This window comes from Klebsiella sp. JN_Kp126 (genome assembly GCF_033843325.1).
GTDB lineage: Bacteria > Pseudomonadota > Gammaproteobacteria > Enterobacterales > Enterobacteriaceae > Klebsiella > Klebsiella michiganensis.
The window spans coordinates 196,521-223,187 of sequence record NZ_JAWXQV010000040.1 but is presented as its reverse complement, the minus strand read 5'-3'; the positions used below and the strand labels follow the sequence as shown (position 1 = coordinate 223,187).

20 protein-coding genes are annotated in these 26,667 nt (G+C 61.1%); 4 read left to right on the top strand and 16 right to left on the bottom strand.

Translation table 11 applies throughout. From position 1 onward, the window contains the following. Window positions 1-167: 167 nt before the first annotated feature. The 4 genes from SIK97_RS02030 to SIK97_RS02015 are packed head-to-tail and all read right to left on the bottom strand — an operon-like array spanning window position 168 to window position 3,143. Entirely contained in the window at window positions 168-929 is a 762-nt protein-coding gene (locus SIK97_RS02030) for an amino acid ABC transporter ATP-binding protein (RefSeq protein ID WP_014228328.1), read from the bottom strand. Beyond that, window positions 922-1,587: an amino acid ABC transporter permease gene (locus SIK97_RS02025; protein ID WP_009653202.1), complete on the bottom strand. Its 666-nt coding sequence runs from the start codon at window positions 1,585-1,587 to the stop codon at window positions 922-924. Before SIK97_RS02025 ends, SIK97_RS02030 begins: the two co-directional genes overlap by 8 nt. A 14-nt stretch (window positions 1,588-1,601) precedes the next feature. Next, a complete protein-coding gene (locus SIK97_RS02020) occupies window positions 1,602-2,243 on the bottom strand; it encodes an amino acid ABC transporter permease (protein ID WP_004100025.1) in 642 nt (213 codons plus the stop codon). A gap of 48 nt (window positions 2,244-2,291) precedes the next feature. Then, window positions 2,292-3,143, bottom strand: a complete 852-nt coding sequence (locus tag SIK97_RS02015; protein WP_004848610.1) for a transporter substrate-binding domain-containing protein — start codon at window positions 3,141-3,143, stop codon at window positions 2,292-2,294. Between the two features lie 234 nt (window positions 3,144-3,377). Between SIK97_RS02015 and SIK97_RS02010 the strand changes: the two genes are divergently transcribed. After that, entirely contained in the window at window positions 3,378-4,844 is a 1,467-nt protein-coding gene (locus SIK97_RS02010; protein WP_014228326.1) for a PLP-dependent aminotransferase family protein, read from the top strand. A 24-nt stretch (window positions 4,845-4,868) separates the two neighbouring features. Here the strand turns inward: SIK97_RS02010 and SIK97_RS02005 are convergent, their stop codons facing one another. Together SIK97_RS02005 and SIK97_RS02000 are read right to left on the bottom strand one after the other, a co-directional pair. Next, entirely contained in the window at window positions 4,869-5,510 is a 642-nt protein-coding gene (locus SIK97_RS02005) for a LysE family translocator (RefSeq protein ID WP_057173644.1), read from the bottom strand. A gap of 275 nt (window positions 5,511-5,785) precedes the next feature. Beyond that, a complete protein-coding gene (locus tag SIK97_RS02000; RefSeq protein ID WP_032748610.1) occupies window positions 5,786-7,120 on the bottom strand; it encodes a PLP-dependent aminotransferase family protein in 1,335 nt (444 codons plus the stop codon). A gap of 108 nt (window positions 7,121-7,228) precedes the next feature. Here SIK97_RS02000 and SIK97_RS01995 point away from each other — a divergent pair, with 108 nt between their 5' ends. Continuing rightward, window positions 7,229-8,119 carry a DMT family transporter gene (locus tag SIK97_RS01995; protein WP_032748607.1) on the top strand — a complete coding sequence of 297 codons (891 nt, stop codon included), beginning with the start codon at window positions 7,229-7,231 and terminating at the stop codon, window positions 8,117-8,119. Window positions 8,120-8,389: 270 nt separating this feature from the next. On the opposite strand, the gene SIK97_RS01990 is transcribed toward SIK97_RS01995, so the two are convergent. From SIK97_RS01990 to SIK97_RS01960, 7 genes are read right to left on the bottom strand one after another with little or no spacing between them, the layout of a single operon-like run. Continuing rightward, complete coding sequence (locus SIK97_RS01990; RefSeq protein ID WP_047724268.1) at window positions 8,390-9,658, bottom strand: Zn-dependent hydrolase; 1,269 nt, start codon at window positions 9,656-9,658, stop codon at window positions 8,390-8,392. Next, on the bottom strand, window positions 9,648-10,832 hold the full coding sequence (locus tag SIK97_RS01985) for an amidase (RefSeq protein ID WP_049069801.1): 1,185 nt from the start codon (window positions 10,830-10,832) through the stop codon (window positions 9,648-9,650). The genes SIK97_RS01990 and SIK97_RS01985 overlap by 11 nt, the downstream gene beginning before the upstream one ends. 18 nt (window positions 10,833-10,850) lie before the next feature. Further along, complete coding sequence (locus SIK97_RS01980) at window positions 10,851-11,861, bottom strand: ABC transporter ATP-binding protein (protein WP_049069799.1); 1,011 nt, start codon at window positions 11,859-11,861, stop codon at window positions 10,851-10,853. Then, window positions 11,851-12,894, bottom strand: coding sequence for an ABC transporter ATP-binding protein (locus tag SIK97_RS01975; protein WP_004848592.1), 1,044 nt, complete (start codon window positions 12,892-12,894; stop codon window positions 11,851-11,853). The genes SIK97_RS01980 and SIK97_RS01975 overlap by 11 nt, the downstream gene beginning before the upstream one ends. A gap of 3 nt (window positions 12,895-12,897) precedes the next feature. Continuing rightward, window positions 12,898-13,791, bottom strand: a complete 894-nt coding sequence (locus SIK97_RS01970) for an ABC transporter permease (RefSeq protein ID WP_014228319.1) — start codon at window positions 13,789-13,791, stop codon at window positions 12,898-12,900. A gap of 2 nt (window positions 13,792-13,793) precedes the next feature. Next, window positions 13,794-14,747: an ABC transporter permease gene (locus SIK97_RS01965; protein ID WP_004848587.1), complete on the bottom strand. Its 954-nt coding sequence runs from the start codon at window positions 14,745-14,747 to the stop codon at window positions 13,794-13,796. Between the two features lie 18 nt (window positions 14,748-14,765). Then, window positions 14,766-16,430, bottom strand: coding sequence for an ABC transporter substrate-binding protein (locus SIK97_RS01960; protein ID WP_014228317.1), 1,665 nt, complete (start codon window positions 16,428-16,430; stop codon window positions 14,766-14,768). A 514-nt stretch (window positions 16,431-16,944) separates the two neighbouring features. Here SIK97_RS01960 and SIK97_RS01955 point away from each other — a divergent pair. Both SIK97_RS01955 and SIK97_RS01950 read left to right on the top strand, forming a co-directional pair. Continuing rightward, entirely contained in the window at window positions 16,945-18,060 is a 1,116-nt protein-coding gene (locus SIK97_RS01955; RefSeq protein WP_049069797.1) for a YbdK family carboxylate-amine ligase, read from the top strand. A gap of 51 nt (window positions 18,061-18,111) precedes the next feature. Next, window positions 18,112-18,831 (top strand): phosphodiester glycosidase family protein, encoded by a 720-nt coding sequence (locus SIK97_RS01950; protein WP_048263535.1) that lies wholly within the window; start codon window positions 18,112-18,114, stop codon window positions 18,829-18,831. Window positions 18,832-19,566: 735 nt separating this feature from the next. On the opposite strand, the gene SIK97_RS01945 is transcribed toward SIK97_RS01950, so the two are convergent. The 3 genes from SIK97_RS01945 to SIK97_RS01935 all read right to left on the bottom strand — a co-directional run bounded on the left by SIK97_RS01945 (window position 19,567) and on the right by SIK97_RS01935 (window position 26,546). After that, window positions 19,567-22,659: an efflux RND transporter permease subunit gene (locus tag SIK97_RS01945; RefSeq protein WP_057173924.1), complete on the bottom strand. Its 3,093-nt coding sequence runs from the start codon at window positions 22,657-22,659 to the stop codon at window positions 19,567-19,569. A gap of 10 nt (window positions 22,660-22,669) precedes the next feature. Continuing rightward, complete coding sequence (locus SIK97_RS01940) at window positions 22,670-23,752, bottom strand: efflux RND transporter periplasmic adaptor subunit (protein WP_057173923.1); 1,083 nt, start codon at window positions 23,750-23,752, stop codon at window positions 22,670-22,672. Window positions 23,753-23,822: 70 nt separating this feature from the next. Further along, on the bottom strand, window positions 23,823-26,546 hold the full coding sequence (locus SIK97_RS01935) for a cation-transporting P-type ATPase (RefSeq protein WP_049101453.1): 2,724 nt from the start codon (window positions 26,544-26,546) through the stop codon (window positions 23,823-23,825). Window positions 26,547-26,667 lie beyond the last annotated feature (121 nt).

The following is a 26,667-nucleotide window of genomic DNA, read 5'->3' as shown; positions in this document are numbered from 1 at the left end:
GGCGCGATAAGCGCCTGTCCGGGCTACTCGATCTGCCTCCCTCAGGCACCGGACCCGGAAATCCCGGGTCGCGGCGTAAACACCTTACCCGGGCTACTCCCCGCTGACGGCTGGAAATCCGTAGCCCCGGTAAGCGCAGCGCGACCGGGGAGAACGGCCGCTGATGCTTACCGGCTGCTCTGCAAAAACTGCCTGACGCGCTCGGAATCCGGGTTGGTGAAAAACTTCTCCGGCGGCGCTTTCTCAATCAACAACCCCTTCTCAAGAAACACCACCTCATCCGAGACCTGGCGCGCAAAGTCCATCTCGTGGGTTACCACCACCATCGTGTAGCCCTCGGCGGCCAGCGCCTTCATCACACCCAGCACCTCGTTGACCAGCTCGGGGTCCAGCGCCGACGTCGGCTCATCAAACAGAATCACCTCCGGCGACATCGCCAGCGAACGGGCAATCGCCACCCGCTGCTTCTGTCCGCCGGAGAGCGTAATCGGGTAAACGTCGGCTTTATGCGCCATCCCCACTTTCTCCAGCTGCTGCATGGCGATAGCTTTCGCTTCATCACGCTTCATCCCCTTCACGTGCAGCAGCGCTTCGCTGACGTTCTGCTGCACCGTCAGGTGCGGCCACAGGTTAAAGCTCTGAAATACCATGCCAACCCGCTCGCGGATTTTCGACAGCTGGCGATGGGACATCGCGCGGCCATTATGCTCATCAATTCCCAGCCGCTGGCCGCTGATGCGGATCTCGCCGCGATCCGGCTGTTCCAGCCAGTTCATGCAGCGCAGCAGCGTCGATTTACCCGACCCCGACGAGCCGAGAATGCTCACCACGGTCCCCTTTTCTACCGTCAGGTTGATATCACGCAGAACTTCCACGTTATCAAACTGTTTAGAGACGTTTTTGACGCTTACAGCAGTAGTATCAGACATGACTCATTCCTCTTCTGACTCCCCAGGCGCTCAGGCGTTTAATCAGCAGCTCCAGCAGGATGCTGATCGCCCAGTAGAGCCCAATCGCGACGATAAAAGCGTTAAACGGGATAAAATAGGTGGCCTGCACGCTGTTAGCCGCGGCGGTTATCTCCTGGACGGTGATAATGCTGAGGAAAGCGGTATCTTTCAGGCAGATAATCAGCTGGTTCCCCATCAGCGGGAGCGCGGAAGAGAGAATATTGGGCAGAATAATGCGGCGGAATATTTTGTAGCGCGAAAACCCCTGCGCGACCGCCGCCTCGATATAGCCACCGGAAAATACCCGCCGCTGGCTGCGCAAAATCTCAAAGAAATAGGCGCCGTGGTAGATAATTAAGGCAATTAAGCCGGCGGTCCAGGGCTCCATACTAATACCCACTTGCGGCAGCCCGTAATAGAGCAAATAGGCGAGGATCAAAAAGGGAATCGCCCGCATTAAGCTGACAAAGGCAATAATAAGCCGGTTAAGGGTTTTCTTTTGATATTCGCTTAAATAGCACAGGACAACGCCGATAATTAATCCGGCAATTGCCGCGGTAATAAAAAGTTCAAGGGTGGCGAGTAAACCGGCAATAAAGCTGTCGCGCACCGACCAGATAACGGCCCACTGATTCATAGCACCTCCCGTATTTATCGTGCCAGACGCTTCGCTTTACGCTCGGCCATTCCCTGCAGTTTCAGCAGCAGGCCAATAATCACCACGTACAGCAGACCCGCCGCCAGAATCGGCGAAAGCGGTTCATAGGTGACCGAAGAAATCCGGTTGGTGACGCGCGTCAAATCCACCACGCCAATCACCGCAATGGCCGGACTGCCCTTAATCAGGAACGACATCTCGTTAACCAGCGCGGGCAGGCTTTCAATCCACATCTGCGGCAGCATGATGTAGCGGAAGTAGGCCCAGCGGCGCATCCCGACCGACTCCGCCGCTTCCCGCTGTTCGCGGGGAAAAGTGCGAAAGGCGTTGCGCCAGATTTCGGCGTTAAAGGCCGAAGTATTGAGCGTCAGCGCCACTATCGCTGCGACGTTTTTGTCGAGGTTAATCCCGACGGTCGGCAGAGAAAGAAACAGGAACAGCACCAGCGTGACCAGCGGCGTCGCGCGGGCGAGGCTGATATAGACCACCAGCAGCTGATCGATAACCGGAATGCGCAGCATGCGCACCAGCGCAATCAGCAGGCCAATCACCACCCCAAAGGCAATGGCGATGGCCGAAATCCAGAGGGTCGTCCATGCGCCTTCAATCAGTAACTGCCAGGAAATTGCATCCATGAAGCCCTCCTTCACTCAACGGGCGGCGGTTACCCGCCGCAGAACGCATTACAGACCGGCCAATTTATGGAACTGTTCCGGGCTGGTGATTGGCACGTTCGGAAGATCGTCATAGGTTTCGCCAAACCACTTTTTCTGGAGTTCCGCGAGCTTGCCGGTCTCCTTCATGTGGTTCATAAACTTGGTCATATAGGCCAGCAGCTGCGGCGAGTTTTTCGGGATCGGCCAGGCCATATAGCCCGGGCCGGATACCGCCAGACCTTTGGCGAACACCTTCGGCTTGGCCTTCGCCAGGTCGTTGACCGAGATAACCACGTTAATCACGTAGTCCAGGCGTTTGTTGGCAAGATCGGCGTAAGCTTCCGGGTAGGAGGGATACTCCACCACCGGCCCCAGCTTACCGCCGGTTTTCTCCAGCATCGCTTTCAGTTCCGGCAGCCTTGCCAGCAGCGCGCTGCCCGCCTGCACGCCCACCTTTTTCCCGCTCAGTTCGGCAATGGTGTTCAATGAATTATCGCCCGCGCGTTTGACAAAATAGTGCTGCGCTGACGCCCACGGCGGCGTGAAATCAAAGACCTTGAGACGATCGTCGGTAATTACCGCGCCGGTTAAGGCCATATCGTATTGCCCGGTAGAAACCGCCGCCAGTAATCCGGTCCACGGCAAAATGCTCTGGTCGACGTTGAATTTCGCGTATTTGCGTAATTCATCGAGCATATCTTTGTTGAAGCCATCCGCCTGGCCGTTATTCATAAAGTTAAAAGGCGCGTAATCATCTTCGGTTGCGACTTTCAGGGTGCCGGATTTTTCTATTTCCGGAAGATCCGCGGCGGCTGCGTGATAAGAAAAGGCCATCGCCATGATGGCGCCCAGACAAATTGAACCTAATGATTTTTTCATTAATTCACCCCTAATTAATTCGCCAGACGTGTTCACTCCAGAACATGAAAAGGTTTTGCAAAATATGTGCCGACGGAAGTTCCGGTCCGCGACTGATGAATACGTTTTTACTGTAGGGAGCGTTTTAAATTTCCGGATAGAGCCAGATTCACCGCGCGGATGTGTCAGTCATTCTCAGGGTGGTATGGAATTTGCTCCAGTGTCTGTACTGAGCGTTTGAGTAAGGAGCCTGGCATGATCCGACACCTGTTACACGTTGATTTCGACCCGCGCCGCGGTTTGCAGGAGCAGGTGCGCGAGACGCTGATTAACGCCATTCTGGGCGGCATTTTTTCCGCCGACACGCCGCTCCCCTCCTGCCGCCAGCTGGCCAGCCAGCTGCGGGTCTCGCGCAACACCACGGCGCTGGTTTTTGAAGGGCTGGTTAACGAGGGATACCTCGTGAGTCGCCCGCGCAGCGGTTATTACCTGCATCCGGATTACCAGCACGCCAGCCCCTCTTCGGCGCCGGAAGCTGCACCGCAGGACGAGGGTTCTGCACCACGCTGGGGCACGCGGCTGCAAATCACCCCCAGCCAGCAGGAGTCGATTCTGAAGCCGGCCGGCTGGATGAACTACCGCTATCCGTTTATCTACGGCCAGCCGGATACCCGCCAGTTCCCGCTGGCGACCTGGCGCTCGGCGGCAAACTGGCTGCACGGCGGGGTGCGCGACCCGGAGTGGGTGGTGGATCACATCGATCGCGACGTGCCGATGCTGATTGAGCAGATCCGCACCCGGGTGCTGCCCAAACGCGGCATTGTCGCCTCGCCGGACGAGATTCTGATTACCCTCGGTTCGCAAAACGCGCTGTACCTGCTGACGCGCCTGCTGATGTCATCCAGCACGCGCGTTGGCGTGGAGAATCCCTGCTTTCGCGAGGCTATTAACACCTTTCTGCTTGCCGATACCGATATCGTGCCGCATCCGGTGGATGAACAGGGGATCGTCCTCAACGACGCCCCCTGCGATTACTACTACGTCACTCCCGGACACCAGGTGCCAACCGGGGTGGCGATGAGCAAAGCGCGGCGCGATCAGCTGCTGGAGCATGCCGCTCGCCATGATGCGGTGATTATTGAGGACGATTACGACTCTGAAAGTAACTTTATGCTCAACCCGCTGCCGGCGCTGAAGGCCAGCGATCGCTGCGGAAGAGTGATCTACGTGAGCAGCCTGTCAAAAGCGCTATCGCCGGGCCTGCGGCTGGGCTTTATGGTCGCTGACCCGGATCTGATTGACGAAGCCCGGGCGCTGCGGCGGCTGGTGTATCGTCATCCGCCGACCAATATTCAGTATCAGATGGCCCATTTCCTCGCCCAGGGCCACTATGAAACCCACCTGCGGCGCTACCATTACGACTCTGCCCAGCGCTGGGACCGTCTCAACAACGCGCTACAGCAGCATCTGCCGGAGTGCCGCATCATCCCCGGCAGCGAACACGCCAACGCGTTCTGGCTGGCCACGCCGGAGCAAATCAACACCCAGCAGCTGACCTGGCGCGCCGCCCACGCCGGGGTGCTGATTGAGCCCGGCGCGCGGCATTTTCTCAGCGACGCGCCGCCGGCTAACTTCTTCCGGATGGGGTTCCACGCCATTCACCCTGACGCCATCGAACAGGGCGTGGAGGTACTGCGCGGCCAGCTGGCGCAGATGGGCTGAACGCCGGGCCCCGCGCCCTCACGGTCATGACGACAAATAAGGATGAACGGCGGAAACAATAAGACCGACGGCAAAACACACAAACACGATGCCACCGGTTTTATTCAGCTTAACAAAGGCATTCCCGGACGACATTTTCATTTTTACGCTGTGTGCGAAAAGGCCGTAGAGTGAATGAATGACAACTACCAGAATACAGAAGGTTATCGACAGCACGCTGAACTGCGGAATAAAGGGCTGCTGCGGATGAATAAACTGGGGAAACAGCGCCATAAAAAACACAATGGGTTTGGGATTAAACAACGACACCAGTACTCCCTGACGAAACCGCTGGCTGGCGGAAGGCATCGTTGAATCGGCAGAAGAGAGAGGTTGATTCAGCGCGCGGGGCACCGAGCGAAAGAGCTTTACGCCCAGATAGATCAGATAGGCCGCCCCAACCCCCTTGACTATCAACAGCGTCAGCTGAGAGGTGGTAATCATCACGCCAACGCTGCTGGCAGCAATAATCGATATGACGCCCATCCCCACCGCCACGCCGATAATCCCCGCCATTGCATTACGCAGATTATAATTCAGGGTGTTGGTCAGCGTCAGAAGCACTCCTGGCCCGGGGCTGGCAATGGTCAGGCTGGCAATCAGTATATAAAGGTAGAGCTGCTGCATTGAAAAAGGATCCTGTACAGAACAGGGCGCGGCTCCGCCCCTGAAATGATTAACAACGTCGTATCTTCAGGACGTGCGCTCGCTCAGCGTCAACAGCACAACCGTACTTGATGTGTTTTGTACACTACCGTAACAATTTTATATTGTCATCAAATTTAAAATTAACCCTATAAATCATAATAATAAAAAACAAACATTTATTTTAAGACTATTAACCCGCTATTTACCCCATAAAACGTTACTAATAAGTCACCCTATCGCTCGCCGCCGAAACGCTAGCGATATTGCTCATACTCCACGGCTTCGCGAACCTGGACTAGCGCCGCGCGCAGGCTATCGAAGGGAACAGAGCCGAGGGCGATGCGGATCGCCTGCGGAACGTTCGCTGTAACGCAAAAAGGCTCGGCGGTCGACACGGAAATATGGCGCTCCATCAGCGTTTTCGCCAGCCGATCGGCCCGACTCTCCTCGCCCAGAGGCAGCCAGACAAAATACGAATCCGGATGGCTGACGAAGGGAAGCGCGCCGAGAACCTCGCGGGCAACCCCCTGCCGCCGTCGCGCATCCTGGCGTTTCTGCGCTTCAAAACGCGCCACCGTGCCGTCTTCAATCCAGGCGCAGATCAGCGAACTCACCAGCGAAGGGGTGTTCCACGTGGTGGCCCGTATAGCGCGCTCAATCTCCGGCCGATAGCGGGACGGGCAGACAACCGTCCCCACGCGCAGTCCGGTGGCGACGTTTTTCGAAAAACCGGTGATATAAACCGTGCTTTCCGGCGCATAGCTGGCCACCGGCGGCGGCGGATGGCGAATCAGGCTGGCGTAGGCGGCATCTTCAATAATCAGCAGGTCGTGCTGGCGCGCGAGATCCGCCAGCGCCTGCCGCTGGCGGGCGCTGAGCACCCAGCCCAGCGGATTGTGCAGCGTCGGCATGGTATACACCGCCCGTACGCGCCGCTGCTGGCACAGCACGTGAAGCGCCTGCAGATCCGGCCCGTCCGCGCGGCAGGGGATCGCCGCCAGTTCCAGATGATAGAGCGCGGCCAGGGCTTTAAAGCCCGAGTAGGTTAGCGCATCCACCGCCACCACATCGCCCGGGCGCAGGAGCCCCATCACGGTCACCGCCAGCCCGTGCTGGGCGCCGTTGACGATCAGAACATTTTCCGCGTCAGGCGCAAAACGATTGTCGGTTAAATAGCGGGCGATAATTTCGCGCTCGGAGAGCCGCCCGGCATGAGGCTGGTAGCGCAGATGAGCGTCAATATCCCCCGCCATCGCCAGTCGCCTGAGCGCCTCGCGCAGCGCATCCCCCTGCGCCGGCAGCGAAGGATAGTTGAAGTTGAGATCGACAACATCCCCCGCCAGCGCCTGCTGATCGACGCCGTGGCCCGGCGGGAGCGTGATGTCCCGCACGAAGGTGCCGCGCCCGGTTTCGCCGCTGACCAGCCCCATCGCCTCCAGTTCACGATAAACGCGCGTGGCCGTGGCCAGCGAGATCCGCTCCGCGGCGGCAAGCGTACGATGCGTCGGCAGGCGGGTGCCGGCCGCCAGCTGTCCGCGATGAATCGCCTGCGCGTAGCTGTCGACAATGGTTTTGTATCGGGCTTTCATCGTGAAATGTATCTATGACAATAATTTGATTGTATTAGATTACGCACACTACCATCGCCTGAAACATTGCTCAAGCGGGCACGGCACGGTCAATATAGCGAGGTTAGCATGGTAGATTCAGCGGTTCTCAAAACGGCGCCCGGGCCGTGGTCCGGGTGGTTGAATGGTTTACTGGGCGTCATCATTTTTAGCGGTTCGCTGCCCGCGACCCGTCTGGCGGTGCTCGATATGGACCCGTTCCTGCTGACCTTTCTGCGCGCCTCCATCGCCGGGCTCCTCGCCATCGCGCTGCTGGCAGGCTTTCGCCAGAAACGGCCGCGCGCGTCGCAGCTTGTGCCGCTGGCCATCGTCTCGTCAGGGGTGGTGATCGGCTTTCCGCTGCTCACGGCGCTGGCCCTGCGGCACGTCACGTCAGCGCATTCGATCGTTTTTATCGGGCTATTGCCGCTGATGACGGCCATTTTTGGCGTACTGCGCGGCGGAGAACGTCCGCGCCGCGCTTTCTGGATCTTTTCGGTTATTGGCAGCCTGCTGGTGGTGGGATTCGCCCTGACGCAAAACGCGACGGCGTCGCTCAGCGGCGATCTGCTGATGCTGGCGGCGGTGATCGTCTGCGGCCTCGGCTATGCGGAGGGCGCGAAGCTGACCCGGGAGCTCGGCGGCTGGCAGGTGATTAGCTGGGCGCTGATTATGGCGCTGCCTTTTATGCTGGTGGCCTCGTGGATGACCCGGCCAGCGTCATGGGGCGCTATATCGCCTTCCGCCTGGATCGCGCTCGGCTATGTGTCGCTCTTTAGCATGCTTATCGGCTTTATTTTCTGGTACAAAGGGCTCGCCGCTGGCGGTATCGCCGCCGTCGGCCAGCTCCAGCTATTACAGCCGTTCTTCGGGCTTGGCCTGGCGGCGGCGCTTTTGCACGAAACCGTCAGCCCATTGATGCTGGCCGTGACGCTGGGCGTGATTCTGTGCGTTATCGGTTCGCGCAAATTTGGCAGCTAGCCTGTATTGCCCTTGTAGCCCGGAAATCCCGGGTCGCGGCGTAAACGCCTTACCCGGGCTACCGCCCCGCAGACGGCTGGAAACCCGTAGCCCTTGTAGCCCGGAGGCGGCGCTTGACGCGCCTGTCCGGGCTACCCAATTTGCCTCCCTCAGGCTCCGGGCCCGAAAATCCCGGGTCGCGGCGTAAACGCCTTACCCGGGCTACTGCCCCGCAGGCGGCTGGAAACCCGTAGCCCCGGTAAGCGCAGCGCGACCGGGGAGAGCGGCCGTTTATACCACCCGCGCGTACTGCAGCATCACCTGCAGCAGCACGTTCGCGCCGGCCTCAACGTGCTCCGGCGACGCATACTCAATTTCGTTGTGGCTGATCCCGTCCCTGCAGGGGATAAAAATCATCCCGGTTGGCGCCAGGTAGCTCATATACACCGCGTCGTGCCCGGCGCCGGAGACAATCTCCCGCGCCGGATAGCCCAGCCGCTGCGCGGCGTCGGCGATCGCCGCCTGGCAATCCGGGTGGAACGGCGCCGCCGGATAGTGGCTCACCTCTTTCAGCGCCACCTTCAGGCCGCTCTCCCGCTCAACCACGGCGATAAACGCCCGCAGCTGGCGGTCCATCTCATCCACCAGCGCATCGCTGAGATTACGCATATCAATCGAAAAAGTGACCTCTCCCGGCACCACGTTGCGGCTGTTCGGATAGACCTGCACCCTCCCTACCGTACCGCGCCCCTCGTCGCTGCGCCCGGCGATCGCCACGACCTCCTGCATAATGCGGGTCGCCGCCTGCAGCGCATCCTGACGCAGGCGCATCGGCGTCGGTCCGGCGTGGGACTCCTGGCCGGTCACCACGCAGTCATACCAGCGGATCCCCAGCACGCCCTGCACGATACCGATAGTTTTCGCTTCATCTTCCAGAATCGGCCCCTGTTCAATATGCGCTTCGAAGTAGGCGCCAATCGGATGATCGCCCGGCGTCTGGCTGCCGATATAGCCGATGCGCGCCAGCTCCTCGCCCACGGTTTTACCGTCCGCATCCTGCGCGGCATAGACAGTTTCCAGCGGGAATACCCCAGCAAACACCCCGGAGCCCATCATCACCGGCACAAAGCGCGAGCCCTCTTCGTTGGTCCAGAACACCACTTCAATCGGCGCTTCGGTTTCGATATGCCGATCGTTCAGGGTGCGCACCACCTCCAGCGCCGCCAGCACGCCGTAGTTGCCATCAAATTTGCCGCCGGTGGGCTGGGTATCAATATGGCTGCCGGAGACAATCGGCGGCAGCGCCGGATTACGCCCTTCCCGGCGCATAAAGACGTTGCCGATTTTATCGACGGTGACGCGCATCCCCGCCGCCTGCGCCCAGCTAATCACCAAATCCCGCCCCTGGCGATCGAGATCGGTGAGCGTCAGACGACAGCAGCCGCCCTTCGGCGTGGCGCCGATTTCCGCCAGCGCCATCAGCGACTCCCACAGACGCTCGCCGTTAACCCGGCAGTCGGTGGTTTCGGTCATCGGGGTAAAAAGGACATCACTGCTCATTTCGGTCTCCTTGCATAAACGCGGCGGCCAGCTCGACCAGCAGACGATCGCTGCCGCGCGGGCCTAAAAATGACATCCCCAGCGGCAGACCGCCCGTCTGGGCGACCGGCAGCGTCACCTGCGGACGTTGGGTCATCACGGAAATTAACAGCAGGTCGTGAGACAGGCGCCGGACCGCTTCTATCTCTTCGGCCTGCGCCGTCAGCAGCGGCGCGCCATCGGGAACGGTCGGCATCACCAGGACCGCATCGCCCAGCTGCGCGTCCCACCAGGCGGTAAAACGCTCGCGCAGCTGGCAGGCGGCGTCAAACTGCGCGCGGGTGACCGCTTTGCCCCAGAAAAAGCGCTCGCGGACGTCCGGGCCTAGCTGCAGAGCATAGCGCTCAATGGTTTCGCCCTGCGCCTGCCACGCTTCGTAGCCCTGAATCTGGCGGAAGGCGAGATAAATATCGTCCGCGTCGGGCAGCGGCGCATCGAGCGGCGCTAACGGGCCGAAAAAGCGCGCCAGCCGTTGGCGGACCGGCAGCAGCGCCTGCTGGCTGCGCAGCGGCAGGCGGGAAAACAGCCCATCGTGGCAGGCCAGCCGCACGCCGTCGAAATCCGCGCGTTCATCGTCGAACAGACAAGCGGCGACGGCGGAAAAGACCTCCGGCGAGCGGGCAAAGAAGCCGCAGGTGTCCATGGTGGCGCACAGCGGCTGGCAGCCGTCGAGGGAGAGACGGCCGTGGGTTGGACGCAGACCAAACAGTCCGCAGTAGCTCGCCGGCGTGCGTACCGAACCGCCGGTATCGCTGCCGAGAGCAAAGTCGCACGCCGCGTTCGATACCGCCGACGCCGAGCCGGACGACGATCCGCCGGGTATATGATTCGGCGCGGCGCCGTTGCGCGGGGTTCCGTAATGCACGTTGTGCCCGCTCATCGAATACGCCAGCTCGCTGGTATGGGTTTTGCCGATAAAGCGCGCGCCGTTATCTAACAGCTTTTGCACCACCGGCGCGGTGCGGTTTTTAATCCCGGACAGCGCCAGCAGGTGCGGATTGCCCCCGCCGGTTGGGTAGCCCGCCACGTCGAACAGATCTTTGACCGCAAAGGTTAAGCCGCTCAGCGTCCCGCTGAGCGCATGCGCCACCGGATGCGGCGGATAGGGCATAAAGGCGCGAATGTCGTCCTGCATGATGATTTCCTCCTGGCCTCAGGCGTAAAGCGCCTGGTTTTCAACGGACGGGCTCAGCTCACGCCAGCGATGGCAACTTACCACGTGACGCAGCCCGGCCGGTTCGGTCGTCGGCTGGCTTTGCGCGCAGGCGGGGCGCGCGTGTGGACAGCGTTCGGCAAACGCGCAGCCCGGCGGCAGGCACGAGAGATCCGGCGGCGAGCCGGGAATACAGTGCAGCGCATCGCCCTTTTTCAGCCCCTCTTTCGGCCGGCTGCCCAGCAGCACCTGGGTATAGGGATGGCGCGGACGATACAGAATCTCCTCGATCGACGCCTCCTCCACGATGCGCCCGGCGTACATCACCGCCACCCGGTCGGCGATCTCCACCGCCGCGCCGATATCGTGAGTCACAAATATAATCGACAGATCGCGCTGCTTTTGCTGCTCGCGCAGCAGAATCAGGATCTGGATTTGCACCGTGGCATCGAGGGCGGTGGTCGGCTCATCCGCCAGCAGCAGCTGCGGGTTGCAGGAGAGCGCGAGGGCAATCATCGCCCGCTGGCGCATCCCGCCGGACATCTCGTGCGGGTAAGCATCCAGCCGCCGCTCGGGGCTCGGAATGCGCACCTGACGCAGCGCCTCCAGCGCCCTTTCCCGCGCCGCATGCCGCGACAGGCCTTCATGGCGACGCAGCCCCTCGACAATCTGCTGGCCCACGGTATAGACCGGGTCGAAGGCCAGCAGCGGCTCCTGGAAAATCATCGCGCAGCGCGCGCCGCGGTAGCGCCGCAGCTGCCCGGCGCTCATGTTCAACACATCCTCTTCCCCGACCCTCAGGGTACCGGAAAGCACGCTGCTTTTCGGCGGGTGCAGCCGCATCAGGGCGCGCAGAGTGACGCTTTTCCCGGAGCCAGACTCGCCGATCAGCGCCATCACCTCGCCTTTTTGCACATCAAAGGAGACGCCGTTGACCGCGTTGACCGTCTGACCGTCGCGGCGAAACTCAACCCGCAGGTCGCGGATATGGACGTAGGCTTCATGCGACATGGCTGACCTCCTGAATGGCGATATTTTGATGCCAGGGCGACGCGGGCTGCGCCATCAGGCAGGCGCTCTGGTGCCCCTCGCCGACGCTTTCGAGCGTCGGTTTCACCTCGGCGCACACCGCTCTGGCGTGCGGGCAGCGGGTATGAAAGCGGCAGCCGGAGGGCGGAGAAATCGGGCTGGGCGGATCGCCGCTCAGCGGCGAAGTTAAGGTGCGATTGTGCGGGTCCATCGACGGCATCGAGCTTAATAGCGCCCGGGTATAGGGGTGGGCCGAGGCGGTAAACAGCTGCTCCGCCGGGCCAATCTCCACCACCTCGCCGAGATACATCACCAGAATGCGGTCCGACAGCCAGCGCACCACGTGCAGATCGTGGCTGATAAACACATAGGTCAGCGCCAGCGTCCGCTTCAGCTCCTGCAGCAGCTGCAGCACCTGAGCTTCCACCGACTTATCCAGCGCCGAGACGGCCTCGTCGAGGATCACCAGCCGGGGCTTCATCGCCAGCGCGCGGGCAATATTCACCCGCTGGCGCTGGCCGCCGGAAAGCGCGTGCGGATAACGATGGGCAAAACGTTCCGGCTCAAGGCCGACGTGCGCCAGCAGATAGCGGGCGTACTCGCTGGCCTCTTTGGCGCTGACGCCGTGTACCCGCTGGCCGAACGCAATGCTCTCTTCCATAGTCATGCGCGGGTTGAGCGAGGCGTAGCTATCCTGGAAAACCATCTGCACCTGGCGGCGATACGCTTTCATCGGCAGGCGCGATGAACCCACCTCCAGACCATCGAAGATCAGCTCCCCGCTGTCCTGCTTAAGCAGCTGCATCAGCAGCCGCGCGGTGGTGGATTTACCGCAGCCTGACTCCCCCACCACGCCGAGGGTTTCGCCTTTGATCACCGAAAAACTGACGTCGTCCACCGCCTGCACCACTTCGCGCGCTTTGCCGCCGCCGGCGGGAAAATGTTTCAGCAGATTGTTGACCTTCAGCAGCGGCTGCGCCGGTCCGCCGAGGTCGATATTGATAAAGGGTTGCATCGCTTACTCCTTAATCGCCATTGCCGCACGCAGGCGGTCCGCGAGGATATTGAACGAAATGGAGGTGATAAAAATCATCAGGCCGGGCAGCGCCGCTACCCACGGCTGGGTATAAATCGCCGTACGCAGGGTGTTCAGCATCAGCCCCCATTCCGGCTCCGGCGGGCGAACCCCGAGACCGAGAAAAGAGAGCCCGGAGGCGAGGATCATGCACACCGAAATCAGGCCGGTGGAGAAGACGAAAATCGGCCCCAGCACATTGCCCAGCACCTGGACGCGAATAATGGTGAACGCGCTGGCCCCGGTGGCCCGGGCGGCGTCGATATAGTCCATATGCCGCACCTGCGCGGTGACGCTTTCGGCGATACGCGCCACCTGCGGCACGAACACCAGGGTCAGCGAGAGCAGCGCGTTACCGATGCCCGCCCCCAGCGCGCCGGAGAGCGCGATCGCCAGCAGCACCGAGGGAAAGGCGTAAAACACGTCCACGGTGCGCATAATCAGGGTGTTGGTTTTACCGCCCGCATAGCCGGCGATAATGCCGATCGCCCCGCCGATGAAAAAGGCGAACACCACCGGGACAATCCCCATAAACAGCGACAGCCGGGTGCCGAGAATCAGCCTTGATAGCATATCGCGCCCGAGCTCATCGGAGCCCAGCGGAAAGCCGTCGGCGCCAATCGGTTTGAGGCGTAAAAACATCGATGTTTGATACGGATCTTTCACGATTAGCCAGGGACCGAACAGCGCCAGCGCCAGCAGGATGAGAATGATCGCGCCGACGAATACGCCGCCCGGGTCGCGCAGCAGGCGGCGAAACACGCCGCGCCAGTAGCCTTGTCTGGCAACCGTCGCGGCAGAGACGGTAATGCCTTTGGTCGTCACGGTATCCACCATCGTCAGCTCCTCTTAATTCGCGGATCGAGACTGGTTTGCAGAATATCCACCAGCAGATTGAGCAGGACAAAGAACAGCGCCAGTACCCAGATGGTGCCCTGCAATAGCGGCAGATCGCGCTGGAAGATAGCGGTGTTCAGCAGCAGACCGGTGCCGGGCCAGGAGAAGACGGTTTCCACCAGAATCGAGCCGCCCATCAGATAGCCGACCTGCAGCCCCATCACCGCCAGCGCGGTCGGGGCGGCGTTTTTCACCACGTGCAGAAAGATCCGCGACTCGTTGAGCCCCCGGGCGCGCAGGCCGACGATAAACTCCTGGCTGAGAATGTCCGCCACCTGCGAACGAACGGTGCGGGCGATAATGCCGGTCGGGATCACCGACAGCGTGAAGGCCGGCAGCAGCATAAACTGCAGGTGTTCCCAGTTCCACTGCCAGCCCACCTCGCCGATTGGCCCGCCGCCGGTCGCCGGCAGCAGCGCGAATTTGACGCTAAAAACGATGACCAGCAGCATCCCCAGCCAGTAGTGCGGTACGCTGACGCCAAACACGGATAGCACCGAGGCCAGACGGTCAATAATGCTGTTACGAAAGTAGCCGGCGACAAAACCGAACAGGCTGCCCAGCGCAAACCCGATCGCCGTCGCCAGCAGCGCCAGACGCAGAGAGTAGGTGACCGCCGTCATCACTTCATCGATGACCGGGCGCCCGGTGGCGACCGACATGCCCAGATCGCCGTGCAGCGCCCGCCATAGCCAGTGCACAAACTGCAGCGGCAGCGGTTTATCAAAGCCGTAGGCCTGCATTAAGGTCTGACGCAGCGATTCCGAAGCGTCCGGCGGCATCACCGATACCAGCGGGTCGCCCGGCGCTATCTGCACCAGCATAAAACAGATCACCGCCACCCCGAGCATGGTGGGGACGGCCAGCAGGATGCGATATAGCAGCGTATTGATCATCTCTTGCTCCCGTGTCGATTACTCTTTTTTGCTCACCAGGCTGAGGTCGATAAACCAGCTTTGCGGCTGTACCACACCGGTGACGGCTGGCGATATCGCCCTTGGCCCGACATCGTGGGCGACGAACAGGAACGGCACCTGATCGACCAGCGCGGCGTGCAGTTCACCCGCGGCTTTATCCATTTCAGCCGGGGTAAACGCATGTTTCACCGCCGCCGCCAGCTTTTCGGTTTCCGGGGTCGAGAAGTAGCCCCAGTTGGTCGCCACCGGCGGGAAGGCCTTCGCGGTGGAGAAGCGGATCATGCCGAAATAGGGATCGTTAACCGCGGCGCTGACGTTGATCGCATCGATCCCTTTCGCCGACGGATCTTTCGCCCCGAGACGCCAGTTGGTAAACAGGGTGTTCCATTCGTTGACCTTAATGTCAACGTTAAAGAAGCAGCTTTTCAGGCTCTGCTGGATGTACTCGTTCATCGGCAGCGGCTGCATCTGCCCGGAGCCGGAGGCCGAGGTGGCGACCGTGACGTGCAGCGGTTTCCCGGCGCTATACCCGGCTTCGGTCATCAGCTTACGGGCGGTATCCGGGTCATATTTGATCTGGAAGGTGGGTTTACCGTGCCACGGGCTGCCGGCCTCGTAGACGCCGGTCGCTTCGGTCATATAGCCGCCGAGATAGCTTTTGAGCTCCGCGCGGTTCAGGCACAGGTTGGCGGCTTTGCGCACGCGAATATCTTTCCACGGCGAGCCCTCTTCGAAGGAGAACTGCCACGGCCACAGGTGCGGCTGGGTGTTGGCGTAGATTTTAAAGCCCTGGGCTTTTATCTGATCGACCGCGTCCGGGGCCGGGGCTTCGATCCAGTCCACCTGCTTCGAGAGCAGCGCCGCCGTGCGGGCGTTAGCTTCCGGCAGCGGGATCAGCACCACTTTGTCCACTCGCGGAATGCGATCTTTGTTCCAGTAGTCGGGGTTCTTATCGAGGATCAGTTGCTGGCGAGGAACCAGTTTTTCCATTTTGAACGGACCGCTGCCCACCGCGTGGGCGGCGAACTCGGTCCACGCCTGCTTACTACGCGCGGCGGCATCGCCGGCGTTTGCCGGCACTGCGTCATACAGCTTCTGCCACGCCGTCGGCGAAACGATAAACAGGTTGGTAAGGTTGTAAGGCAGCAGCGCGTCCGGTTCGGAGGTGGTCAGCGCCACGGTGTGGTCGTCAATCTTTTCCGCGCCGGTCAGGGTCGGCATGCGTGAGAGGGTGTTGCCTATCTGGCCCGGGGCATACTGCGGCGCGGCTTTATTCAGCACCTTATCCACGTTCCAGACGATGGCATCGGCGTTGACCGTTGAACCATCGTGAAACTTAACGCCCGGGCGCAGGGTGAAAATCCAGCGGCTTTGATTTTGCGGGTCAACGTGCCACTCGGTCGCCAGCCCCGGCACCAGGCCGCTGGGCTTTTCTCCCTGAGAGAGATCCCATTCAACGAGGGCGTCGTAGAGCGGAATGCCGGTGAAGCGGTTGCCCTCAAAGCCCTGATCGGGCTGTCCGAGGGTCAAAGGGATATCGGCGGCGGTCATGGCGATCCGCAGGGTTGAGGCATTGGCCGGCAAAGAGGCGATCAGCGCCAATGCTCCGCTAACAGCAACGGCGAGATGGCATTTACGCGAAAATATTTTTTTCTTCAGCATCACATTGTCCCTGTTAAATAAAAGTCGCTATTTAACAGGCAAGATACATACCAGTTCTGAACGCGCGGGGAATAAGCGTGAAATGGCTTATAAAATAAGAATGACTTATATCATCTATATGATTTTATTTAAAAAATAGAATAACCTTATCTTTTTGCACCACCGGCGGGAATTCTGTTGCAGGATTGCACCAGCCTTACTTTCTTTTTAAAGGGATAATCACGTGGCGTTATTTTCTATAAATTAAATTCATAATGTCCGGCAGTTCATCAGTTTGAGGCGTTCTCTTCTATACCCGTCATACTTCAAGTTGCATGTGCGTTGGCCGCATTCGTTCACCCCGGTCACTTACCAAAGTAAGCTCCCGGGGATTCGCTCACTTGCCGCGTTACTCGGCCTGCGGCCTCGCCCCTACGGGGCCAGCGCAAGCGCTGTTCAAGGCACAAATGCCTTGTCCTGCAACTCGAATTATTTAGGGTATATACTCCTTTATATAGAGAAAGAGGGAGTCGCCATGCCGTTACCTGATTTTCACCGCTCCGAGCCGTTTACCCTCGGTATCGAGCTGGAGCTTCAGGTCGTCAACCCGCCGGGTTTCGATCTGAGCCAGGACTCTTCCGCGCTGATTGACGAGGTGCAGGGCACGCTGAAAGCGGGCGAGGCCAAGCATGACATTACCGAAAGCATGCTGGAGATCGCCACCGGCGTCTGCCGCGATATCCACCAGGCCACCGCGCAGCTGAGCGCGATTCAACAGGCGGTGCTGCGCGCCGCCTCCCGCCATCATGTGCTGATCTGCGGCGGCGGAACGCATCCGTTTCAAAGCTGGCAGCGCCAGCAGATCAGCGATAACCCGCGCTACCTGAAAACCGTCGAGCACTTTGGTTACCTGGCGAAGCAGGCGACGATCTTCGGCCAGCACGTGCACGTGGGGTGTCAAAACGGCGATGATGCCATCTATCTTCTGCACGGCCTGTCGCGCTTCGTACCGCATTTTATCGCGCTGAATGCGGCATCGCCCTGGCTCGACGGGACCGATAGCGGCTTTGCCTGTTCGCGGCTTAACCTTTTTGCCGCCTATCCCGATAACGGCCCGATGCCGTGGGTGAATAACTGGCAGGCTTTTACCGGTCTGTTTCGCCGTCTTAGCTATACCAGCATGATCGACAGCATGAAGGATCTGCACTGGGATATCCGCCCCAGCCCGCGCTTTGGTACCGTCGAAGTCCGGGTGATGGATACGCCGCTGACGATTGCTCAGGCGGTGAATATCGCCGGGTTTATTCAGATCATCGCCTGCTGGCTGCTGACGGAGCGGCCGTTTAAGCATCAGCCCGAGGATTATCTGCTCTACCCCTTCAACCGCTATCAGGCCTGCCGCTACGGGCTCGATGGGATCAATACCGATGTTAACGGCGGCGAACAACGAACATTGCGCGAAGAAATTTTACAGCTGGCGGATAGGCTGGCCCCCAGCGCCCACAAGCTGAATGCCGGCAGCGCGCTGGAGGCGATTGTGCGCCAGGCGAAGCAGGATCGCAGCGAGCCGCAGCAGATGCGCGAGTTTGTCGCCAACGGCGGTTCATTGATCGGGCTGGTACAAAAGCACTGCGAAATCTGGACGGCGTAGCGGCGATAAAACGCTATACTGCACGCTTTCGTCGTCTGTCTGGAACCTGTCGTGCGCTTTTTCTCTCTTCTGCCGCTGCTGCTGTTATCCCTGCCCGCTTTCGCCAGCGGGAAGTGCTCGCTGACCGACCCGTCGCTGACGCTGCAAAGCTATACCGTTGATCCGCAGCGCGAACGCATCGTGATGTACTGGCAAAAAGAGGACGGCAAAGCCTGGGGATCGCTGCGCGCCCTGCTGGCGGATATCGACCACAACGGACAGGTGCAGATGGCGATGAACGGCGGAATTTATGATAAAGCCTACGCGCCGCTGGGGCTGTATATCGAGAAAGGCAGGCAGCTGACCCCGCTTAACCGCGCTTCCGGCGGCGGCAACTTTTTTATTCGTCCCGGCGGGGTGTTTTATCTGCGCGGGCAAAACGCGGGGATTGTCAGCATTGATAAATTCAGGCCGTCGCCGGCCATCCGCTACGCCGTGCAGTCCGGGCCGATGCTGATTGAAAACGGCAAGATCAACTGGCGGCTGAAGCCGTCCGCCAGCTCGCGCAAGCTGCGTAACGGCGTGGGCATCACCGGCGATGGCAAAGTGGTCTTTATGCTCAGCGCGCGCGAAACCAATTTCTATGATTTTGCCTGCTACGCGCAGTCCAGGCTCAACGTGCGCCAGATGCTCTATCTCGACGGTACCATTTCGAAGATGTACCGGAAAGGCGGCAGCGTGCCGTGGCAGTACCATCCGTTCGTCACCATGATCGCGGTGGAGAGCAGGTAGTCGGCAAAACATCGTCTGCGGGGAGTAGCCCGGGTAAGGCGTTTACGCCGCGACCCGGGATTTCCGGGCCCGGTGCCTGAGGGAGGGAGATTGGGTACCCGGACAGGCGTGGCAGCGCCGCCTCCGGGACGGTGTTGAGGGATTCCGTTCACCATCAAGTCGCAGAAAATGTCTCATCGAGGCACGTGAACGGGTAAAAGGGGAGAAAACCGTCTCCCCCTTTACAATCCCCGCGGTCCCGCAAAGAAATCGGTGCTGCGCACTGCGCTCACCTCCCGGACCTCAGCCTGCGGTCGGCTCAACTCGACATTACTCGTCCCATCCCTGGGACTCGCCCCTACGGGGCCAGCGCAAGCGCTGTTCAAAATTGCTCCAGGCAATTTTGTCGTGTCTCGATTCGCCTCTGTCCGCCATCCCTGGCGGCCAGCCCTTGTCTTCGGTCCTCCGGTTCGCCGATTTCAGCGGGGGCCAGGGCATCGCTGCATGACACGTTGTTTCAGAAACATATCCGCAGCGGCATGAAAATCTCCCGGAGGCGGCGCTGCCGCGCCTGTCCGGGCTACGGATTACCGGTAATCTGCAGCCCGGTAGCCCGGCTAAGCGCAGCGCAAGCCGGGAAGAAGCCACAGCAATACCACGTCGCGGCATATTCCCCGGGTTGCGGCGTAAACGCCTTACCCGGGCTACGGGTTATCGGCAATATGCAGTACTGTAGCCCGGACAGGCGCGGGCCACCTACATCCGGCGATGCCCCCACTCGCGCAGCCGCTGGAACAGCACGTACAGCGAAGGAATAAACAAAATGCCGATTACCGTCGCCACCAGCATGCCGCTGAACACCGTGGTACCGATAATCCGCCGGCTCTGCGCCCCGGCGCCGGTGGCGAGCATCATCGGCACAATCCCGATGATAAAAGAGACCGCCGTCATCATTACCGCGCGGAAGCGGCGGGTCGCCCCTTCGCGGGCGGCATCGACGATCGACATCCCCTCTTCGCGCTTCGCCCGGGCAAACTCGACGATCAAAATCGCGTTTTTCGCCGCCAGCGCGATCAGCAGCACCAGGCCTATCTGCACGTACACATCGTTGGCGTAACCGGCCCACCATAGCCACAGCAGGGACCCACCGATAGCGAACAGCACCGACAGCATCACGCTCGCCGGCAGCGTCCAGCTCTCATACTGGGCGACGAGGAACAGCCACGCCATCGCTACCGCCGCCAGCACAATCCACACCGCCTGGTTACCGGTCTGCTGCTCCTGCCAGGAGATGCCGCTCCAGGCGTAATCATAACCGTGCGGCAGGTTCGCTTGTAAAATCTGCTCCATCACCGCCATTGCCGTCCGGCTGCTGACGCCTTCGGCCGCCGACCCGCTCACCGATACCGACGGGAACTGGTTATACTGCTGAATAAACGGCGCGCCCACCGTCGGCGTAATCGTCACCAGATTACTCAGGCGAACCCGCTCGCCGCTGTCGCTGCGCACGTACAGCTCGCTTATCTGCTCTGCCCGCTCGCGCCACTGCATCTCGTTTTGCATCACCACGTGGTAGACACGATTGTTGATGCTGAAATCGCCGGCGCGGGTGCCGCCAAACGCGGTTTGCAGGCTGCTGAAAATCCTCGCCACCGGTACGTTCAGCCGGGCCGCCTGGTCGCGGTCGACGGTGAGCGTCAGCTGCGGCACGTTGCTGCTCCAGGTGGTAAATACCCGGCTCAGCTGCGGGTACTGATTAGCCGTCCGCAGCACCTGATGCGTCACCTGCTCCAGCTCCGCCGGCGATTGTCCGGCCTGGGCCAGAATGCGTAAATTAAACCCGGAAGCGTTGCCCAGCCCCGGCAGCGTCGGCGGCGCAAAAGTCATGATCGTCGCCTCCGGTAGCCCCATCAGCTGGCCCTGCACCTTTTCCATCACCGCCTCCAGCGGCGGCCGCTGATGCCAGTCCTTCAGCATCACCGAGATAAATCCGCCGTTTGAAGCGCTGGTACCGTTGAGAATATTAAAACCGGAGACCTGAATCACATCCTCAACCGCCGGATTCAACAACAGCAGCTCGCGCGCCTGGGCCATCACCGCTTCGGTACGCTCCAGCGAGGCGGCTTCAGGCAGCTGCACGCTGGCAAAGAAGTAGCCCTGATCTTCCTGCGGCAGAAAACCCTTTGGCATGGTGATAAAGCTAAACACCACCACCCCGGCCGCCGCCATCGTCGCCGCCAGCGCCAGCCAGGGGCGACGATTCATCCTCCCGACCAGACGCCCGTAACCATCGCGCACCGTATCCAGACCGCGGTTAAAACCGCGCCAGATGGCGGCTGGCTGCTGCGGCCGCGGACGCAGCAGCAGCGCGCACAGCGCGGGCGTCAGGGTCAGCGCCACCACGCTCGACAGCGTCACCGCCGTCGATAAGGTCACCGCAAACTGGCGATACAGCTCGCCGACGATCCCCGGCAGCATCGCTACCGGCACAAACACCGCCAGCAGCACCAGAGTTGTGGCGATCACCGGCCCGGCGATTTGCCGCAGCGCCTCGGCGGTCGCGGCGCCGCGATCCAGCCCCTCCGCCATTTTCGTTTCCACGCTCTCCACCACCACGATGGCGTCATCCACCACCATCGTCAGGGCGAGAATAATCGCGAACAGGCTCAGGGTATTGGCGCTGTAGCCCAGCGCATAAAGCACGGCAAAGGTGCCGATAAGCGACACCGGGATCGCCAGCGCGACAATCAGCGTCGCCCGCCAGCTCTGGAGGAACAGCGAAACCACCACCACCACCGCCATAAGGGTCAGCGCCAGAGACACGCCGATCTCTTTGATCGTCGCCGCCACAAAGCGGGTGGTATCAAACTTCACTTCCCAGGTGAGATCCGCCGGGAAACGCGCGTGCAGCCGGGTCAGCTCAGCGCGCACCGCGGTGGCGACCTGCAGGGCGTTGGCGGTGGGCGTCGGATAGATACCGAGATAGGCGGAATCTTTGCCGTTGAGCTGCGCGCCGGAGCTGTAGCTGCGCGCGCCCAGCTCAATGGTCGCCACGTCAGACAGGCGTACCAGCTGGCCGCGTTCGCCGCTGCGAACCACAATTTGCCCGAAGCCGGCGGCGTCGCTGAGTCGCCCGATACCGTTGATGGTCAGCGTCTGCTGCTGGCCGTTAAATACCGGCGGCGTTCCCACCTGCCCCGCCGCGCCCTGTACGTTCTGCTCGCGCAGCGCCTGGGCAATATCGTCGGTTGTGATATTCAGCGCGTTCATGCGGTCGGGGCGCAGCCAGATGCGCATGCTGTAGTCGCGCGCGCCGAACATCTGCACTTCCCCGACGCCGGGTAGACGCGCCAGCGCCTCGCGCACCTGAGTGCTGGCGTAGTTGCTGACAAACAGCGGCGATAGCGTGCCGAGCGGCGAATAGAGACTCACGCCCATCAGCAGGTTCGTCGCCCGCTTACGCACCTGCACGCCGTTCTGCTGCACGTCGGCAGGCAGCTGCGCCACCGCCTGCGACACGCGGTTCTGCACGTCGATCGCGGCTAAATCGGCATCGGTCCCGGCGGCAAAAGTCAGGCTCAGGCTGTAGGTCCCCTCATCGGAACTGGTGGACTCCATATAGAGCATATGATCGACGCCGTTGAGCTGGGTCTCCAGCGGCGCGGCAATGGCTTCCGCCACGTCCGCCGCGCTGGCGCCCGGCCAGCTGGCGCTAACGTTGATGACCGGCGGCGTAATCTGCGGATACTGCTCGACCGGGATCAGCTTCAGCGAGACCGCGCCGACAAAGGTCATCAGCAGGGCAATCACCATCGCAAAGCGCGGGCGACGGATAAAAAATGTGAGCATCGCCTCTCCCTTATTCACTCAGCAGCTGAACGGCCGCGCCGTCACGCAGGCGCTGGGCGCCTTCCGTCACTACGCGCTCCCCCGCTTTCAGACCATCGGCCACCACGAAGCTCTGGCCATGCTGACCGGCGGGCGCTAAACGGCGCATCGTCACGGTGTTGTCCGCCGTCAGTACCCAGCAGTAAAAGCCCAGCGCATCCTGCTGTAGCGCAGAGGCCGGGATCATCGGGCTCTCCTTAAGCTGCTGCGGCCGGAAGAAAACCGTGACGTTGCCGCCCGGCAGCAGACGGTGCTGCGGGTTGGCAAACTCAGCGCGCAGCGCCACGCTGGCGGTGCGGCTATCAATACGGTTATCGACGGAGGTCAGGGCGCCGTCTTCACGCCGCCCATCGACATCCACCTGCGCCAGCCACGCCTGCTTCAGCGCGGCGATATCCGTGTGCTGTCCCGCTTTCGCGAAAAAGGCGGTTTCATCCAGCGAGAACGCCACGCGAATGGGATCAAGCTGGACCACATCGACCAGCACGCCGCTGGCGGGATTCACCAGCCCGCCGACGTGAAAAGGACTATGGCCGACGCGCCCGGTGACCGGCGAGGTAATGCGGGTGTAGCCGAGCGTAATCTGCTGGGCGGCAATGCGCGCCCGGGTCTGCTCGACGGCGGCGGCGGCGACATCGCGCTGCATCTGCGCGGTGTCTACGTCGTTGCGGCTGATTGCGTGGTTATTTTTCAGCTGCTGGTAGCGGCTCAGCTGCTGCTGGGCCTGGCGTAGCGAAGCCTGCGCGCTTTTCAGTTCAGCCTGGGCCAGCGCCAGCGCGGCTTTCGGCTGGGCGTCATCCAGCGTAAACAGCGGATCGCCCTGGTTGACGTACTGCCCATCCTGGAAGTGGCGCTGCACAATCTTTCCTTCGGTGCGGGCGCGAATATCGACGGAGTGAATGGCCTCAACGCGGCCGGAGATTTGCCGTTCATCGGCATGCGGCGCGTGTTCCACGGTGGCAACGCGCACCGGAACGGCCGGCGCGGCGGCGGCGGTGAGCGCGTAGCCTGCCAGGCCGCAGGCCAGCAGGGCGGAGCGGATAATCTTGTTCATGGGGAATTCCTTACGACGATGCGGCGTCCCTCCCCCCTCAGGAGAAGGGACGCCGGGCGGGTCAGACACGCTATGCGGCTTTGCGGAAACGACGGGTCAGGCGCTTCTCAACCTCCACCACCAGGAACATCGCGATACCGATGACCAGCGTGATGAACCAGTAGCGCAGCGGCAGCCCTTCGGTGCCAAACATCGTCTGCATCACCGGTACGTAGATGATGACCAGCTGCATCAGCAGCAGCACGCCGCTCACCAGCCAGATGCCTTTGTTGCGCAGCAGTCCCATGCTCAGCGAGAAGCTGTCGCTGCTGCGGCAGTTAATCATATAAACCCACTGTGCGGTGACCAGCATCTGCAGCAGGACGGTGCGGATAAACTCCGGACTGTGGCCGCGCGGCGCCAGCCAGGCTTCAAGCATAAAGGCGGCGACGGCGATCATGGTGCCGACGAAAGCGACGCGCCAGACGGCGAAGGCGTCCATAACGTGCTGGCCGGTTTTACGCGGCGGCCGGTTCATGGCGTTGCGCTCGGCGGCTTCAAACGCGAGGCCGAAGGAGAGCGTCGCGGAGGTGGCCATGTTCATCCACAGAATCAGCACCGGCGTCAGCGGAATGATGTTCCCCGCCAGCAGGGCGATGATAATCAGCAGCCCCTGCGCCAGGTTGGTCGGCATGATGAACAGAATGGTCTTCTTCAGGTTGTCGTAGACCCGACGCCCCTCTTTGACCGAACTGGCGATGGTGGCAAAGTTGTCGTCGGTCAGGACCATGTCGGCGGCCTCTTTGGTCACCTCGGTGCCTTTAATCCCCATGGCGATCCCGACGTCGGCCTGGCGCAGCGCCGGGGCGTCGTTGACGCCGTCGCCGGTCATGCCAACTACTTCGCCGTTATCCTGCAGCGCTTTTACCAGGCGCAGCTTGTGCTCCGGGCTGGTACGGGCAAAGATATCGTACTCAACCGCGGCTTTCGCCAGCTCGGCGTCGTCCATGTGCTCCAGCTGATAGCCGGTCATCGCCTGGCTGCTGTTGGTGATCCCCAGCATCTGGCCAATGCTCATCGCCGTCTGCGGGTGGTCGCCGGTAATCATCTTCACGCGGATCCCCGCGTTCTGGCAGGCGTGGATAGCGTCAATCGCTTCCGGACGCGGCGGGTCCATCATTCCGGCAATGCCGAGGAAGACCAGTCCTTCGCGCAGATCGTCGTGGGTCAGCGTGGTGCTGCCAACGGTGGCCGGTTTGTAGGCGGCGGCGACCATACGCAGGCCCTGGCGGGCAAAGCGCGCCATCTCCTCTTCCCAGTACTGCGGCTCAAACGGCACCGCCCCCTGCTTGCTCAACTGATGGCGGCACAGGGCAAAAATCACGTCCGGCGCGCCGGTAATCAGCACCTGCTCGACGTCGCCCATTTTCTGGTGGGTCGCCATGTACTTGTACTGCGAGTCGAACGGGATTTTCGCGACCAGGCGGGCATCGACGGGCGCAAGCTGCGCTTTCGCCGCCAGCACCTTCAGCGCGCCTTCGGTCGGCCCGCCGGTAATACCCCACAGGCCGCGCTCGTCCTGAATCATCTGGCTGTCGTTACACAGGTCGATGGTGCGCAAATAGGTTTCCAGCACGCTGCCCGGTTTAATCTGCACCGGCTCGTTGCTGCCTTCCAGGCAGATGTTACCCTGTGGCTCGTAGCTGTCGCCTTCGACGCGGTAGCAGCAGTCGGCGGTGATGATCGCTTTGACGGTCATCTCGTTCATCGTCAGGGTGCCGGTTTTATCCGAGCACACCACGGTCATGGCGCCCAGGGTTTCCACCGTTGGCAGCTTGCGGATAATCGCCCGCTGACGCGCCATCGCCTGTACGCCCAGAGAGAGAATAATCGAGATAATCGCCGGTAAGCCTTCCGGCACGGCGGCCACCGCCAGGCTAATCAGGGAGAGCAGCAGCTCGCCGAGAGGAATATCGCGCAGCGCGAGGCTGAAGACGAACAGCGCGGCCATCATCGCCAGGATGATAACGAAAATCGCCTTACCGAGCTTATCCATCTGCACCAGCAGCGGCGTGCGGTGCTTCTCGATGCCCGCCATCATCTGGTTGATGTGGCCGAGCTCGGTCTCCTGACCGGTTGCGGTCACCACGCCAACGCCGCCGCCGGCGCTGATGGTGGTGCCGGAGAAGAGCATATTGGTACGGTCGCCCAGCGGCAGTTCGCCTTCCAGCGCGTCGGTGGTTTTATCCACTACCGTCGACTCGCCGGTGAGAATCGCCTCTTCGACCCGCAGATTATGGCTCTCAATCAGGCGCATATCGGCAGGCACGCGGTCACCCGCGCGCAGAATCACGATATCGCCCGGCACCAGGTCGCGGGTCGGGATGGTTTCATGCTTGCCGCTGCGCTGCACGCGCGCGTCGCTGGAGAGCATATTGCGGATGCCCTGCAGCGATTTTTCGGCGTTGCTCTCCTGGATATGGCCGATCAGGGCGTTGATCACCGTAACACCAAGGATGACGAGCGTATCGACCCAGTGGCCCATGACCGCGGTGAGCGCGGCGGCGGCCAGCAGGACAAAAATCAGGACGTCGTTAAAGTGGGCAAGGAAGCGCAGCCAGGCCGGCTTGCCTTTTTTCTCCGGCAAGGCGTTGGGGCCGAAGGTCTTCAAACGCTCGGCGGCCTCGGCGGCGCTGAGGCCGTCGACGTGGCTTTTTTTCTGCGCCAGCACCGCATCAACCGTCTGCTGATATGCGCGGCGTGGCGCGACATCCCCTGAGGGGGTGGTATTATTAGTTTTGATCGTTTTGGTCAAAATATATCTCCCTTAAAATTCCGTGAGGCGGAAAGCCTGGAATCATTCCGGGCCAATGAGAAAAATTTCAAACAGGCGGGAGATAATTTGAGCTTGCGCAATATTTACTCTCTCGCCAATA

Bases quoted from the DNA above. Each gene is read 5' to 3' on its own strand.
- SIK97_RS02010 (WP_014228326.1), top strand. From the start codon at position 3,378: ATGATCCGACACCTGTTACACGTTGATTTCGACCCGCGCCGCGGTTTG.
- SIK97_RS02025 (WP_009653202.1), bottom strand. From the start codon at position 1,587: ATGAATCAGTGGGCCGTTATCTGGTCGGTGCGCGACAGCTTTATTGCC.
- SIK97_RS01995 (WP_032748607.1), top strand. From the start codon at position 7,229: ATGGTAGATTCAGCGGTTCTCAAAACGGCGCCCGGGCCGTGGTCCGGG.
- SIK97_RS01955 (WP_049069797.1), top strand. From the start codon at position 16,945: ATGCCGTTACCTGATTTTCACCGCTCCGAGCCGTTTACCCTCGGTATC.
- SIK97_RS01945 (WP_057173924.1), bottom strand. From the start codon at position 22,659: ATGCTCACATTTTTTATCCGTCGCCCGCGCTTTGCGATGGTGATTGCC.
- SIK97_RS02015 (WP_004848610.1), bottom strand. From the start codon at position 3,143: ATGAAAAAATCATTAGGTTCAATTTGTCTGGGCGCCATCATGGCGATG.
- SIK97_RS01980 (WP_049069799.1), bottom strand. From the start codon at position 11,861: ATGTCGCATGAAGCCTACGTCCATATCCGCGACCTGCGGGTTGAGTTT.
- SIK97_RS01990 (WP_047724268.1), bottom strand. From the start codon at position 9,658: ATGAGCAGTGATGTCCTTTTTACCCCGATGACCGAAACCACCGACTGC.
- SIK97_RS01985 (WP_049069801.1), bottom strand. From the start codon at position 10,832: ATGCAGGACGACATTCGCGCCTTTATGCCCTATCCGCCGCATCCGGTG.
- SIK97_RS02030 (WP_014228328.1), bottom strand. From the start codon at position 929: ATGTCTGATACTACTGCTGTAAGCGTCAAAAACGTCTCTAAACAGTTT.
- SIK97_RS01940 (WP_057173923.1), bottom strand. From the start codon at position 23,752: ATGAACAAGATTATCCGCTCCGCCCTGCTGGCCTGCGGCCTGGCAGGC.
- SIK97_RS01975 (WP_004848592.1), bottom strand. From the start codon at position 12,894: ATGCAACCCTTTATCAATATCGACCTCGGCGGACCGGCGCAGCCGCTG.
- SIK97_RS02000 (WP_032748610.1), bottom strand. From the start codon at position 7,120: ATGAAAGCCCGATACAAAACCATTGTCGACAGCTACGCGCAGGCGATT.
- SIK97_RS01970 (WP_014228319.1), bottom strand. From the start codon at position 13,791: ATGGTGGATACCGTGACGACCAAAGGCATTACCGTCTCTGCCGCGACG.
- SIK97_RS01960 (WP_014228317.1), bottom strand. From the start codon at position 16,430: ATGCTGAAGAAAAAAATATTTTCGCGTAAATGCCATCTCGCCGTTGCT.
- SIK97_RS02005 (WP_057173644.1), bottom strand. From the start codon at position 5,510: ATGCAGCAGCTCTACCTTTATATACTGATTGCCAGCCTGACCATTGCC.
- SIK97_RS02020 (WP_004100025.1), bottom strand. From the start codon at position 2,243: ATGGATGCAATTTCCTGGCAGTTACTGATTGAAGGCGCATGGACGACC.
- SIK97_RS01965 (WP_004848587.1), bottom strand. From the start codon at position 14,747: ATGATCAATACGCTGCTATATCGCATCCTGCTGGCCGTCCCCACCATG.